The sequence below is a fragment of the Sphingopyxis lindanitolerans genome (assembly GCF_002993885.1).
GTDB lineage: Bacteria > Pseudomonadota > Alphaproteobacteria > Sphingomonadales > Sphingomonadaceae > Sphingopyxis > Sphingopyxis lindanitolerans.
Map to the genome: position 1 here is coordinate 3,227,528 of NZ_CM009578.1, position 14,555 is coordinate 3,242,082.

Sequence of the window (14,555 nt, forward strand, 5' to 3'; positions counted from 1 at the left end):
CTATTGGGGCGCTTGTTCGGCGCGCTTCAGTTTGCGCGCCTTCTGTTCGTGCCGGACCGCGGCCTCGCGCAGGCGGCGCGCGAGGAAGGGGTCTTCGGTCGCGTTCGCCTTGAGCCGCGCGACGCGCGCGAGCTGTTCAAAATATACGGAGTCGCGAATCTGGTCCATCCGGGGACAGATATCACGGGGGCGTCACAAAAGGCCTAACGCCGTTGCGCGGCTTTTCCCGTTTCGGGGCAAGATGTCACGGGTCGCGCCGGGAGGAGGGAGGTCCGCCATCGCCGCGATCGCATGCTTGATCGAAAATTCCGATCAAAGCGGAAGATATTTTCGCTTATCTAATAGAAACATAAGCGGCTAGGGGAGGGCTCCACCAACCAAGGAGCTCTCCCGAATGTCCGTTTTGAACACGACCCTCAAGCCTTTCAACGCCACCGCCTACAAGGATGGCAAGTTCGTCGATCTCAGCGACGCCGACGTGAAGGGCAAGTGGGCGGTCTTTTTCTTCTACCCCGCCGATTTCACCTTCGTGTGCCCGACCGAACTCGAAGATCTCGCCGACATCTATCCGACGCTTCAGAAGATGGGCGTCGAGGTGTATTCGGTGTCGACCGACACGCATTTCTGCCACAAGGCGTGGCACGACACCTCGCCGGCGATCGGCAAGATCAACTATTATATGGTCGGCGACCAGAACCACGCGCTGTCGAACAATTTCGAAGTGCTGCGCGAAGGCGTCGGCCTGGCCGACCGCGGCACCTTCGTCCTCGACCCGCAGGGTGAGATCCAGCTCCTCGAAATCACCCCCGAGGGCGTGGGCCGCAACGCCGCCGAACTGCTGCGCAAGATCAAGGCGCTGCAATATTGGGTCAGCCATCCGGGCGAAGTCTGCCCCGCGAAGTGGGAAGAAGGCGCCGAAACGCTCGCCCCCTCGCTCGACCTCGTCGGCAAGATCTAAATAACGAACGATGCCGTGTGTCCCCGTGAAAGCGGGGACCCATCACCGGATGGTTCAAAATAGCACCCACCGGAGATGGGCCTCTGCCTTCGCAGGGGCACACGGATATGTTCAGAATCATACAGGAACTCTCCCCATGCTCGACGCCAATCTGAAGCAGCAGCTTGCTGCCTATCTCGCGAATATTCGCGAACCGATCGAACTCCTCTCGTCGCTCGACGACAGCGCGAAGTCGGCCGAGCTGGCGGACCTCCTCGACGAAATCGCCGCGCTGTCGGACAAGGTCGCCGTGTCGCGCACCGACGACGACGCCCGCCGCCCGAGCTTCACGATCCGCCGGGCCAGCGACCCACAAATCGCGGTGCGCTTTGCCGGCATCCCGCTCGGCCATGAATTCACTTCGCTCGTCCTCGCGCTGTTGCAGGTCGGGGGGCATCCTCCCAAGACCGCGCCCGAGGTGATCGAGCAGATCGCCGCGCTCGACGGCGACTATCATTTTGAAACCTATTTCTCGCTGTCGTGTCAGAATTGCCCCGACATCGTGCAGGCGCTGAACCTGATGAGCGTGATCAATCCGCGCATCACCCACACCGCGATCGATGGCGGACTGTTCCAGGCCGAGGTCGAGGCGCGCCAGGTGATGGCGGTGCCGACGATCTTTTTGAATGGCGAGACGTTCGGCCAGGGCCGGATGGAGCTTGAACAGATTCTGGCTCGGCTCGACACTGGTGCCGAAGCCAAGGCGGCCAAAAAAATGGCGGCGAAGGACGCCTTTGACGTGCTCGTCGTCGGTGGCGGCCCCGCGGGCGCCGCGGCCGCGATTTACGCTGCGCGCAAGGGCATCCGCACCGGCATCGCCGCCGAGCGCTTCGGCGGGCAGGTGCTCGACACGATGACGATCGAGAATTTCATCTCGGTCCAGCATACCGAAGGCCCGAAACTCGTCGCGCAGCTCGAGAGCCATGTGAAGGATTATGACGTCGACATCATGAACCTCCAGCGCGCCGAAAAGCTGATCCCGGCGACGCGCGAAGGCGGTCTGCACGAGGTCCGCCTCGCGAACGGCGCGTCGCTGAAGGCGCGCACCGTGATCCTGTCGACCGGCGCGCGCTGGCGCCAGCTTGGCGTGCCGGGCGAGGATCAATATCGCAACAAGGGCGTGGCGTACTGCCCGCACTGCGACGGCCCGCTCTACAAGGGCAAGCGCGTCGCGGTGATCGGCGGCGGCAATTCGGGCGTCGAGGCGGCGATCGATCTTGCCGGGCTGGTCGCGCATGTGACCTTGATCGAATATGACAGCGAACTTCGCGCCGACGCGGTGCTCCAGCGCAAGCTCGCGAGCCTGCCGAACGTCCGGATCATCACCTCGGCGCTGACCACCGAGGTGCTCGGCGACGGCGCCAAGGTGACGGGGCTTGCCTACAAGGATCGCAACAAGGACGAACCGCACCAGGTCGAACTCGAAGGCGTGTTCGTCCAGATCGGTCTCGTCCCCAACACCGAATGGCTGAAGGACAGCGTCACCCTGTCGCGCCATGGCGAGATCGAGGTCGATCATCGCGGCGAGACGAGCCAGAAGGGCATCTTCGCCGCGGGCGACTGCACCACCGTCCCCTATAAGCAGATCGTGATCGCGATGGGCGAAGGGTCGAAGGCGGCGTTGTCGGCGTTCGACTATATGATCCGTTTGCCAGCGGAAGCAGAAGCCGAAGCGGCATAGAACCGTGCATTTTAGGGTGTGTCCCCGCGAAGGCGGGGACCCATCTTCCGCCGGTGCGAATCGGCGCAGTCCGGTGATGGGCTCCCGCCTTCGCGGGAGCACGCGAGATTATTCCGCCGTAGGCCGTGCCACGACCGCATCGAGGCAGGTCTGTAATCGCTCGACCTCCGCCTCCGTGAACAACAGGCCCAGCTTGCTGCGCCGCCACAGAACATCCTCGACATCGCGCGCCCATTCGCGCGTCACCATCCAGCGCAGTTCGGCCGCGCTCAGCCCGTGGGCGATTTCGCCGCCGAGCGCGTCCCAATCCTCGGCATCGCCCAGCCAGCGGCGCGCGTCGGTGCCATAGGCCTTGACGATGCGGTCGACCGTCGCGGCGGTCAGAAAGGGATAATCGAGCTTGTAGCCGGCCTTGAGCGCCGCGGCGCCCTGCGCCGGAAAGTCGCCGCCGGGCAGCGGCGCCGTCGCGGTCCAGCGCCGGACCGACACCGCTTCCAGATGATCCGACAGCGCGTCGACCGCATGTTCGGCGACGTGGCGATAGCTGGTGATCTTGCCGCCATAGATGGTGAGCAGCGGCGCGCCTTCCTCCAGGTCGACGTCGATCCGGTAACCGCGCGTCGCCGATTCGGGGCGGCCGGACCCATCCTCGACCAACGGCCGCACCCCCGAATAGGTCCAGACGACATCGGCGGGGGTGACCGGCGCGCGGAAATATTCGCTCGCCCCTTCGCAAAGATAGGCGATTTCCTCGGCGCTGGCGTGGACATGGTCGAGCGGCCCGTCATGATCCTGGTCGGTCGTGCCGATCAGCGTGAACTCGCGCTCATAGGGGATGGCAAAGAAGATGCGTTCGTCGGGAAGCTGGAAGAAATAGGCATAGGGGTGTTCGAACTTCCTGCGCACGACGATGTGCGAGCCGCGCACGAGCCGCATCTGGTGGTCGGGCGGGGCGGCGGCGCGGGCGAGCAGGTCGAGCACCGCCGGTCCCGCCGCGTTGACGAGGCTGCGGCCGGTGAAGCGATAGCTGTGGCCGCGATCGCCCGACGCCTCGACCACCCACAGCCCGTTTTCGACGCGCATCAGATCGGCGCGGGTGTGCGTCTTGATCCGCGCGCCGCGGTCGGCGGCATCGCGCGCGTTGAGCAGCACGAGCCGCGCATCGTCGACCCAGCCGTCCGAATATTCGAAGCCCTTCACATATTGGGGCTGGAGGGGGGCGCCGGCTTCATGGCGTTGCAAATCGATCGAGCGCGTCGCGGGCAGCTTTTTCCGCCCGCCGATATGATCATAAAGGAGCAGGCCGAGCCGCAGCAGCCAGCGCGGGCGGAGCCCGGTGCGATAGGGCAGGACGAAGCGCAGCGGCCAGATGATGTGCGGCGCGATCCCCCACAATATCTCGCGTTCCTTCAGCGCCTCGCGCACCAGGGCGAATTCATAATGTTCGAGATAGCGCAGCCCGCCGTGGATCAGCTTGGTCGACGCCGACGAGGTGCCGCGCGCAAGGTCGCCCGCCTCGATCAGCAGCACCCGCGCCCCGCGCCCCGCGGCGTCGCGCGCGACGCCCGCGCCGTTCACGCCGCCGCCGACCACGATGACGTCATAGGGGGCGGCGGGTTCGGTCATCGGTGGGGTCTTAGTGGCGTTCGTCGGGCATTTCCATAGTCCCCGGCTTGTGCCCCTGCGAAGGCAGGGGCCCATCTCCCGCGATTACGGAATGACGCCGCGGGCCGGAAAGGGCGATAGGACCGGTGATGGGCCCCTGCCTTCGCAGGGGCACGAACGAAGAGAGGCTTGCCAGCCTACGTATGCCGCGTTGCATTCGGGCCATGCATCCTCCACCTAAGCTCGCGGATATCCAAGGGGATTGAAGTGAGCGTGAGCGTGAGAGTCGAAACCCTGATCCTGTTCGGCGCAACGGGCGACCTTGCGCAGCGCATGCTGTTTCCCTCGCTCTATAACCTCCACGTCGACGGGCTGCTCGCCGAGGCGCTGACGATCGTCGCCTCGGGGCGCTCGAAGATGGACCGCGCGGGCTGTCACGCGCTGGTGCGCGCGGCGCTGGCCGATCATCTTTCCGCCGATCGGCTCGACGAGGCGCAGATCGCGGGCTTTCTGGATCGCATCGACTATTGCCCGGTCGATGCCGGCGCGGGCACCGGCTATGACGACCTCGCCGCATTGCTCGGCGACCGGCTCGGGCGGCCGCTCGGCGCCTATCTGTCGACCCCGCCGTCGATGTTCGGTCCGATCGCGGAGGGGCTTGCGGGCGCGGGCATCGCCTGCGCCGAATGCCGCATCGCGATGGAAAAGCCGATCGGTCACGACCTCGCTTCGTCGCGCGCCGTCAACGAGCAGGTCGGCCGCGCCTTCGCCGAGGATCATATCTTTCGCATCGACCATTATCTCGGCAAGGAAACGGTCCAGAACCTCCTCGCGCTGCGCTTTGCCAACATGCTGTTCGAGCCTTTGTGGAACGCGCAGGCGATCGACCATGTCCAGATCACCGTCGCCGAGACGGTCGGCCTTGAGGGTCGCGTCTCCTATTATGACGGGGTCGGCGCGCTCAAGGACATGGTGCAGAACCATATGCTCCAATTGCTCGCGATCATCGCGATGGAGCCGCCCGCCAGCGTCTCGTCGACCGCGGTGCGCGACGAGAAGGTCAAGCTGCTCCGCAGCTTGCGCAAGATGAGCGCCGCCGACGTCAAGGCGCACAGCGTCAAGGGCCAATATAGCAGCGGCGCGGTGAACGGCGGCGCGGTCGCGGGCTATGCCGACGAGCTTGGTCATCCGTCGAACACCGAAACCTTCGTCGCGATCAAGGCCTATATCGACAATTGGCGCTGGAAGGGCGTGCCCTTCTATTTGCGCACCGGCAAGCGGATGCCGCAGCGCAAGTCGGAGGTGCTGATCCAGTTCAAGCCGGTGCCGCACAATATCTTCGCGCGCGGCGGCGCGGGCAAGCTCGATGCCAATATGATGATCATCAATCTGCAGCCCGAGGAGAATATCCGGGTCAAGGTGATGGCGAAGCAGCCGGGGCTCGACCGCGACGGCGTCAAGCTGAAAGAGGTCACGCTCGACGTCTCGCTCTCGCACAGCTTCGCGGGCGAGCGGCGGCGGATCGCCTATGAACGCCTGCTGCTCGATTTCATCGAGGGCGAGCAGACTTTGTTCGTGCGCCGCGACGAGGTCGAGGCGCAGTGGCAATGGATCGATTCGATCCTCGGCGCCTGGGCCGAGATCGACCTGGCGCCGCAGAGCTACACCGCCGGAAGCTGGGGCCCGTCGAGCGCGATCGCGCTGATCGAGCGCGACGGAGCGAGCTGGCATGATTGAGTTTGCCATCACGCCCAGAAACTCCGTTCGCCCTGAGCTTGTCGAAGGGCAGTCCTTTCTTTGGGCATCGCAAGGAAGAACGGTCCTTCGGCAAGCTCAGGACAAACGGTTTTGAAGTATGACTGACCTCCACCCCACCATCGCCGCGGTCACCGATCGCATCGTCGCCCGCAGCGCGCCGCGCCGCGCCGCCTATCTGGGCCTGATGCAGCGCCAGCGCGACGCCGGCACCAATCGCGGCAACCTCTCGTGCGGCAACCTTGCGCACGGCTTTGCCGCATCCGGGGACGACAAGCCCGCGATCCGCTCGGGCGCCGAAATGAACATCGGCATCGTCACCGCCTACAACGACATGCTGTCGGCGCACCAACCCTATGGCCGCTACCCCGAACAGATCAAATTGTTCGCGCGCGAGGCCGGGGCGACCGCGCAGGTCGCGGGCGGGGTTCCCGCGATGTGCGACGGGGTGACGCAGGGGCAGGCGGGGATGGACCTGTCGCTGTTCAGCCGCGACACCATCGCGCAGGGCACCGCGATCGCGCTCAGCCATGCGATGTTCGAGGGCGCGGCCTTGCTCGGCATTTGCGACAAGATCGTCCCCGGCCTGCTGATCGGCGCGCTGCGTTTCGGCCATCTGCCGACGATCCTGATCCCCGCCGGGCCGATGCCCTCGGGGCTCGCCAACAAGGAAAAGCAGCGCGTCCGCCAGCTCTATGCCGAGGGCAAGGCGACCCGCGACGAACTGCTCGAGGCCGAGGCGGCGAGCTATCACAGCGCGGGCACCTGCACCTTCTATGGCACCGCGAACTCGAACCAGATGATGATGGAAGTGATGGGGCTCCACATCCCCGGCAGCGCCTTCGTCAATCCGGGCACCAAGCTGCGGCAGGAACTGACCCGCGCCGCGACGCACCGGCTGACCGCGATCGGCTGGGACGGCGACGATTACCGTCCGCTGGCACGCTGCATCGACGAAAAGGCGATCGTCAACGCCTGCGTCGGCCTGCTCGCGACGGGCGGCTCGACCAATCATGCGATCCATTTGCCGGCGATCGCGCGCGCCGCCGGGATCATCATCGACTGGCAGGATTTCGATGAACTCAGCCATGCGGTGCCGCTGCTCGCGCGCGTCTATCCGAACGGTGCGGGCGATGTGAACCATTTTCACGCCGCGGGCGGGATCGGCTTCGTCGTGCGCGAGTTGCTCGGCGCCGGGCTTTTGCATGGCGATATTCTCACCGTCGGCGGGACGATGGCCGACTATGCCGCCGAGCCCGTGCTGGTGAACGACGAACTCCACTGGCAGGCCGCGCCCGCCGCAAGCCGCGACGAGGCGATGCTGCGCCCGGTCGCCGCGCCTTTCTCGCCCGATGGCGGGATGCGGCTGCTCGCCGGCAATCTCGGCCGCGCGATCATCAAGACGAGCGCGGTCGCCGAGGATCGCTGGACGATCGAGGCGCCGTGCCGGATTTTCGACGACCAGAATCAGGTGCTGACCGCCTTCAAGGCGGGCGAACTCGATCGCGATGCCGTCGTCGTCGTCCGCTTTCAGGGCCCGCGCGCCAACGGCATGCCCGAACTCCACAAGCTGACCCCGGCCTTGGGCGTGTTGCAGGATCGCGGTTTTCGCGTCGCGCTGCTCACCGACGGCCGCATGTCGGGGGCGAGCGGCAAGGTGCCCGCGGTGATCCATCTGTCGCCCGAGGCGCTGCCCGGCATCGACGGCGTCAGCGGCCCGCTCGCCTATCTGCGCGACGGCGATCTGGTGCGCATCTGCGCCGCGAAGGGCGAGGTGATCGCGCTGGTCGAGGACGCCATATGGGCCGCACGTTCGCCCGCCGCGCCGCCGCCTCCCGCGCTCGGCGTCGGCCGCGAGTTGTTCGCGCTGTTCCGTATCCACGCCGATGAGGCGGAGAAAGGCGGCTCGGCGATGCTGGCGGCGATGGAGACGATCATTTAACTCCGTCATCCCGGCGAAAGCCGGGATCTCGACGGTGCAACATGACGCAAGGCAGAGATCCCGGCCTTCGCCGGGATGACGATGAAAGAAATGCAGCCATGAGCCAATCCATTGACCAGATCATGGCGCTCGCCCCCGTCATCCCGGTGATCGTCATCGACCGTGTCGAGGACGCGGTGCCGATGGCCGAAGCGCTCGTCGCGGGCGGCTTGCCGGTGCTCGAAGTGACGCTGCGCACTCCCGCCGCGCTCGACGCGCTGACCGCGATGAAATCGGTCAAGGGCGCGATCGTCGGCGCGGGGACCGTGCTCGATCCCGCGATGCTCAGCGGCGCGATCCATGCGGGCGCCGAATTCATCGTCTCGCCCGGCCTCACCGACAATCTGGGCAAGGCCGCGACCCAGAGCGGCATTCCCTTCCTCCCCGGCATCGCCAATGCCGGCGACATCATGCGCGGCATGGACCTTGGCCTGTCGCGCTTCAAATTCTTCCCCGCGGCGACAAGCGGCGGCATCCCGGCGCTCAAGGCGCTGGCGGGCCCGTTCGGACAGGCGCGCTTCTGCCCGACCGGCGGGATCAGCGCCGCGACCGCCCCCGATTGGCTCGCGCTCGATGCGGTGCTGTGCGTCGGGGGGAGTTGGGTGGTGCCGTCCGGGCCGCTCGACCCGGCGCGGATCGAGGCTCTGGCAAGGGAAGCGGCGGCGCTCAAGCTCTAAACCGTCATCCCGGCGAAGGCCGGGATCTCGACCAAGCGAAATGACGCGCCGTTGAGATTCCGGCCTTCGCCGGAATGACGAAGGGGGCGCATTGATTAACCCCATCTTACCTGTCATCGTGCAGCGATAAGGCGGCAACAAGCCGCTGGTGGGGAGAGGCGCGTGCCAAGGCCACAGCCGCATTTGGAAGAAGTCCTGGCGTCCGAACCCGGGCCGCATATCGCCGCGCTGTTCGATTTCGACGGCACGATCATCTCGGGCTATTCGGCGACCGCGATGCTGCGCGAGAAATTCCAGCGCCGCGAAATGTCGGTCGAGGAGATCGCCGAGACCGCGCAGGTCGTCGCGCAGCACAGCCTGGGCAATATCGGCTTTTCAGGGCTGATGACCGCCGCCGCCAAATTCATGAAGGGCGTCGACGAGGAAAGCTTCATCGCGTTCGGCGAGGAGCTTTACAAGAAGCATATCGCGCGCAAAATCTATCCCGAAACCCGCGCGATCATCGAGGCGCATCAGGCGAAGGGGCACCGCGTCGCGATCATCTCGTCGGCGACGATCTACCAGATCGAACCGACCGCGCGCGACCTTGGCATCACCGACATCAAATGCTCGGCGTATGAAATCGAGGACGGCGTCTTCACGGGCGAGATCATCCGGCCGCTGTGCTTCGGCGAGGGCAAGGTGCTCGCCGCCGAGGAACTGGCGGCCGAATATGGCCTCGATCTCGACAACAGCTTTTTCTATTCGGACAGCGACGACGATATCGAACTGCTCGACCGCGTCGGCAAGCCGCGCCCGCTCAACCCGAACATGAAATTGAAGGGCATCGCCGACGAACGGAACTGGCCGGTGCAGCGCTTCGCGAGCCGTGGCACGCCGTCATGGGTCGATTATACCCGCACCATCTATGCGACCGGCTCGCTCGTCGGCGCGTTCGCCGCGGGGTTGCCGATCTGGGCGCTCACCCGGTCGCAGCGCGAGGCGGTCAATTTCTCGATGGGGCTGTTCGGCGACTTCGCGACTGCGATCACCGGCGTCGAGCTGGAGGTCGAGGACGAGAAATATCTCTGGTCGTCGCGCCCGTGCGTCTTCATCTTCAACCACCAGAGCAAGGCGGACGTGATGATCCTCGCCAAGCTCATCCGCCGCGACATGGGCGGGGTGGGGAAGAAGGAGATCAGGGACATCCCCATTTTGGGGAAGCTGATGGAATGGGGCGGCACCGTCTTCGTCGACCGCGCCGACGGCAAGAGCGCGATCAAGGCGATGGAGCCGCTGGTCGATGCGATCCAGCAGGAAGGCAAGTCGATCTGCATCGCGCCCGAGGGCACACGCAGCCTGACCCCAAAGCTCGAACCCTTCAAAAAGGGCGCCTTTCACCTCGCGATGCAGGCGGGGGTGCCGATCGTCCCGATCGTCATCCACAACGCCACCGATGTCGCGCCGAAGAATGAATTCGTCATGCGCCCCGCGACGGTCCGCGTCACCGTGCTGCCGCCGGTCGATACATCCGGGTGGAGCGTGCGGACGCTGAACGGCCATGTCCGCGACGTGCGGAACCTGTTCCTGCGGACGCTGGGGCAGGTCGAGGAAGCAGCGGAGGCGGCCGAGGCGAAACCGGCGAAGAAGCCAGCGGAAAAGAAGGCCGCGCCGAAACCCGCGAAGAAGAAGGTCGCAGCGAAGAAGGCGGCAAAGGGGTGACGGTTCATACAAAACCCGTTCGCATCGAGCGAAGTCGAGAGGCCCATCGGGGTGACGCTATGCCGAAGGGTGTCTCGACTTCGCTTGATGCGAACGGGCCTTTGGCGGAGCGCGATTGAACGGTGGCCGACGGCACCCCCCGCACCGGAATCGTAGCGGAGCAGGCGGCCGACCGGCTTTATATCATCGACGCGCGGCATGGCGTTGAACGGCGCATCCTACTCGACTGGATCCACGCGACGTCCGGCGACACCGAACCGGTCTGGGCCAGCCTCGATATCGAGGATGGCGACCATGCGCTGCCCGTCGATGCGCTGCAGACGCGGCTCGGTGGATCGCCGTCGCGGCAGGTCGTGCCGCTGCGCGTCGCGTGGCGGATGCCCGCTTTCGACCGCGACCGCGCGCTCAAATTCCGTCACCTGATCTTTGGCGACCCGCGCCATCCGGGGCCGCTGCGCGCGCGGCTCATCCTCTGGCGCGACCGGCGCCGCGCGCAGATTCTCGTCGGCGAAGCCGCGACGCTCGATATGCTGCGTGACCGTTTCTGCGCGCAGACCGGCGGCGGCGATGGCGAGAGCGCCGACAGCCCCGAATATGCGGCCTTCGTCGCGCGGCAGGCGGCGCTCGCGCTCGACGTCGCCGAACGCGGCATACGCGGCAGCCGGTACAAGGTGCCGCGCTTCGTCGCCGACAGTTTGCGCACCAGCCCCAAGTTTCGCGCCGCGCTCGCCGAGCTTTCGGAGCGGGCCGGTCGCCCGGTCGGCGACCTCTACCGTGAGGCGCGGCCGCTGATGAAGGAGGTCATCGCGCGCCCTTCGGCGCTGTTCCTCGACCTTCGCGCCCGCCTCGACCGCATGATGTTCGGCGGCTACGAGCCCGCCATGGAGGTCGACGCCGCCGAGATCGCCAAGCTGCGCTCGGTCCTGCGCGAACATCCGACCTGCATCCTCTTCACCCACAAAACCTATATCGACGGCGCGACCCCCAGCCGCCTCACCTATGACAATGACATGCCGATGCTGCACCTGTTCGGCGGCGCCAACCTCGATTTCGCGGTGATGGGCGAATTCTTTCGCCGTTCAGGGATGATCTTCATCCGCCGCAGTTTTCAGGACCAGCCGGTCTACAAGATCGTCCTGCGCCATTATATCGCGTGGCTGCTCGCCAAGCGTTTCCCGCTGAGCTGGGCGTTCGAGGGGACGCGCTCGCGGCTCGGCAAGCTGGCGCCACCCAAATATGGGCTGATGAAATATGTCCTCGACGCCGCGCATGCGACGGGGACCGGGGGCGTGCATTTCGTCCCCTTCGTCACCAGCTTCGACCTGATCCGCGACGTCGAGGAATATGCCGCCGAGCAGGCGGGGCGGAGCAAGAAGCCCGAGAGTCTGAGCTGGTTCATCGGTTACATGAAAAGCCTCAAGCAGCCGTCGGGCCGCATCAGGCTCGACATCGGCAACCCCGTCGTCATCGACGAAGCCCCCGGCCCCGACGACAGGCGCGCGCTCGAAACGATCGCCTTTGCGGTCGCGGTCGAGGCCAATCGGGTGACGCCGCTGACGGTTACGTCGGTGATGTGCCTGATCCTGCTCGGCCTCGCGCCGCGCGGCGCCACCGCCGCCGAACTGCTCGCCACGATCGGCGCCGTCACCGATTGGGCGCGGGCGCGCGGCATCCGGATCAGCAGCGAACTCGCAAGCCGCGACGACGCCGCTCTCTCGACCACCGTCGATACGCTCGTCGCGAGCGGGCTGCTGACCCGCTACGAGGCGGGGAGCGAGAATGTCTATTCGATCGATCCCGCCAAACATCCGATGGCGAGCTATTACCGCAACATCATCGCGCATCATTTCCTCGATCGCGCGATGATCGAACTGGCGCTGTTCGCGCTTCGCGACGCCGACGGCGGCGACGCCACCACCGCCTTCTGGGCGAAGATCGACCGGCTGCGCGATCTGTTCAAATTCGAATTCTTCTATCCGCCGCGCGACGAGCATCGCGCCGCGATCGAGGCCGAACTCGCGCGCATCGATCCCGTCTGGGACCGCCGCCTCGCCGGCGGCGACCGCGGGGTCGCGCAGCTTCTCCGCCGCTGCCAGCCTGTCGTCGGCCATGCGATATTGCTGCCGTTCGCCGAGGCCTATTCGGTCGTCGCCGACCTGCTGGCGCGCGCCAGGCCCGGCGACGAGGTCGAGGCGAAGCTGCTGCTCGATACGGCGCTGGTCGAGGGGCGGCAGGCCTATCTGCTGCGCCGGATCAGCAGCGAGGCGGCGATCGGCAAGCTCTTGTTCGAAAATGGCCTGTCGCTGATGCGCCACATGGGGCTTGCCGGGACCGCGACCCCCGACAGCCTCGCCGCGCGGCGCGCGCTGCTTGTGGAACTGCGCGGGCTCGCCAATGTGATGGAATCGATGCGGCTGTCGACGACGGCGCTCGCCGATAGGATGCCGGCGGCGGGAGGATGAACGTGCCTGACTTTCCTTCGTCATTGCGTCGCTCCGCTCGCAATGACGGGATGGTCGATGTTGGATGGAGGTTCCCATGCTTAAACAACTCAGCGCCCAGGATGCCCAGTTCCTCTATACGCAGACCGCGAACAATCTGACCCACATCATGGGGGTCTATATCTATGACCCCTCGACCGCGCCGGGCGGCTTTGTGCGGTTCAAGGACATCATCGCCCACGTCGAAAGCCGCGTCCACACCTCGCCGCTGTTCAAGCGCCGCCTGCACCGGCTGCCCTTCGACCTCGACCATCCCTATTGGGTCGAGGACGAGCATTTCGACATCGAAGCGCATATGAGCCACGCGCGCCTGCCCGAACCCGGCGACTGGCGGCAATTCTGCATCGCGGTCGCGCGCTGGTTCTCGAAACCGATGGATATGAACCGGCCGCTCTGGGACATTTATATCATTGAAGGGCTCGACCGCATCCCGGGCATCCCGAAGGGCAGCTTCGCGATGCTCCACCGCGTCCATCACGCCGCGGTTGACGGCGCATCGGGCGCGCATGCCTTCATCGCGATGAGCGATATCGATGCCAGCGGCACCCCCGCCATTGCCGAACCGCCGCCGGTCGAAGAATTCGGCCGCCCGCCGTCGAGCGCCGAGACGGTGACCCGCGCCTGGGGCGCCTCGATGCAGTCGCCGGTCAAGTTCATGAATGCGCTGCTCAAGATGTCGCCCGCGATCGTCGCGTCGGCAAGGCGGTCGATGGCCGAGGGCGGGATGACCGCCGGGGTTCCCGAAACGCGCTTCAACGTCCCCGTCGGCCCGCACAAGATGTTCGAGGGCACGACGGTGGCGCTCGCCGACATTGCCGAAATCCGCCGGAAAGTGCCGGGCGCGACGGTCAACGACGTCGTGCTGACCACCGTCGGCGGCGCGCTGCGCAAATATCTGGCGAAGCACAAGGAATTGCCGAAGGAAAGCCTCGTCGCGGTCGCGCCGATCAACCTGCGCGGCAAGGAAAAGGACGCGGGAAAGGCCTCGACCCCCGGCAACCAGGTCTCGGCGATGAGCGTGCCGATCCGCACCGACATCGCGGGTCCGCTCGAACGGCTCGCGGCGATCCGTGCCTATACGGTCGAGGCGAAAGAGGCAAAGGCCGGGGTCAGCGCCCGCATCATGACCGACCTGTCGCAGCATATCCCCGGCGCGACGATGGCGGCGGTCGCGCGCATCGTGACGAGCGAGCGCTTCGCGGTGCGCGGCACCAACCTCTTCATCTCGAACGTGCCGGGCGCGCAGGTGCCGCTCTATCTCGCGGGCGCGCGGCTGGTGCAGCAGCACGGCATGGCGCCGCTCGCAAACAATATGGGACTGTTCATCGCGACCCCCAGCTACAACGGCCGCATCGCCTTTTCGATCGTCGGCGAGCGCGACATCATGCCCGACATTGCTTTTTTCCGCGAATGTATCGACGAAAGCTTCGCCGACCTGATGGCGGCGGCGCCGAAGGTGGAGAAGCCGCCCGCGAAGCCGAAAGCCGCGCCGAAGCCGCCCGCAAAGCCCAAGGCAAAGGCGAAACCGGCGCCTGTCGCGAAACGTGCGGCGAAGACGGCGTCGAAAGCCGCCGCCAAGCCCAAGCCGAAGGCGACGCGAAAGAAGAAGCCCCCTGTTTCGTCACCCCGGACTTGATCCGGGGTGACGTGGGTGGGA

10 protein-coding genes are annotated in these 14,555 nt (G+C 65.9%); 8 read left to right on the top strand and 2 right to left on the bottom strand.

Annotated elements, in window-relative coordinates; all coding sequences use genetic code 11:
* Positions 1-168 carry a hypothetical protein gene (locus tag CVO77_RS21435; protein ID WP_192878835.1) on the bottom strand — a complete coding sequence of 56 codons (168 nt, stop codon included), beginning with the start codon at positions 166-168 and terminating at the stop codon, positions 1-3.
* A 226-nt stretch (positions 169-394) separates the two neighbouring features.
* Here CVO77_RS21435 and ahpC point away from each other — a divergent pair, with 226 nt between their 5' ends.
* Both ahpC and ahpF read left to right on the top strand, forming a co-directional pair.
* A complete protein-coding gene (gene ahpC / locus CVO77_RS15400; protein WP_105999798.1) occupies positions 395-958 on the top strand; it encodes an alkyl hydroperoxide reductase subunit C in 564 nt (187 codons plus the stop codon).
* A gap of 136 nt (positions 959-1,094) precedes the next feature.
* Positions 1,095-2,678 carry an alkyl hydroperoxide reductase subunit F gene (ahpF, locus tag CVO77_RS15405; protein WP_105999799.1) on the top strand — a complete coding sequence of 528 codons (1,584 nt, stop codon included), beginning with the start codon at positions 1,095-1,097 and terminating at the stop codon, positions 2,676-2,678.
* A gap of 108 nt (positions 2,679-2,786) precedes the next feature.
* On the opposite strand, the gene glpD is transcribed toward ahpF, so the two are convergent.
* Positions 2,787-4,304 (bottom strand): glycerol-3-phosphate dehydrogenase, encoded by a 1,518-nt coding sequence (gene glpD / locus CVO77_RS15410; RefSeq protein WP_105999800.1) that lies wholly within the window; start codon positions 4,302-4,304, stop codon positions 2,787-2,789.
* Positions 4,305-4,616: 312 nt separating this feature from the next.
* Here glpD and zwf point away from each other — a divergent pair, with 312 nt between their 5' ends.
* The 6 genes from zwf to CVO77_RS15440 all read left to right on the top strand — a co-directional run bounded on the left by zwf (position 4,617) and on the right by CVO77_RS15440 (position 14,534).
* Positions 4,617-6,020: a glucose-6-phosphate dehydrogenase gene (zwf, locus tag CVO77_RS15415; protein WP_242446196.1), complete on the top strand. Its 1,404-nt coding sequence runs from the start codon at positions 4,617-4,619 to the stop codon at positions 6,018-6,020.
* Between the two features lie 118 nt (positions 6,021-6,138).
* Positions 6,139-7,980, top strand: a complete 1,842-nt coding sequence (gene edd / locus CVO77_RS15420) for a phosphogluconate dehydratase (RefSeq protein WP_105999801.1) — start codon at positions 6,139-6,141, stop codon at positions 7,978-7,980.
* Positions 7,981-8,078: 98 nt separating this feature from the next.
* Positions 8,079-8,696, top strand: coding sequence for a bifunctional 4-hydroxy-2-oxoglutarate aldolase/2-dehydro-3-deoxy-phosphogluconate aldolase (gene eda / locus CVO77_RS15425; protein WP_105999802.1), 618 nt, complete (start codon positions 8,079-8,081; stop codon positions 8,694-8,696).
* Between the two features lie 183 nt (positions 8,697-8,879).
* A complete protein-coding gene (locus CVO77_RS15430) occupies positions 8,880-10,397 on the top strand; it encodes an HAD-IB family hydrolase (protein ID WP_242445969.1) in 1,518 nt (505 codons plus the stop codon).
* A 122-nt stretch (positions 10,398-10,519) separates the two neighbouring features.
* Positions 10,520-12,859, top strand: a complete 2,340-nt coding sequence (locus tag CVO77_RS15435) for a glycerol-3-phosphate 1-O-acyltransferase (protein WP_105999804.1) — start codon at positions 10,520-10,522, stop codon at positions 12,857-12,859.
* A gap of 76 nt (positions 12,860-12,935) precedes the next feature.
* On the top strand, positions 12,936-14,534 hold the full coding sequence (locus CVO77_RS15440; protein WP_106000877.1) for a WS/DGAT/MGAT family O-acyltransferase: 1,599 nt from the start codon (positions 12,936-12,938) through the stop codon (positions 14,532-14,534).
* Positions 14,535-14,555: the final 21 nt, after the last annotated feature.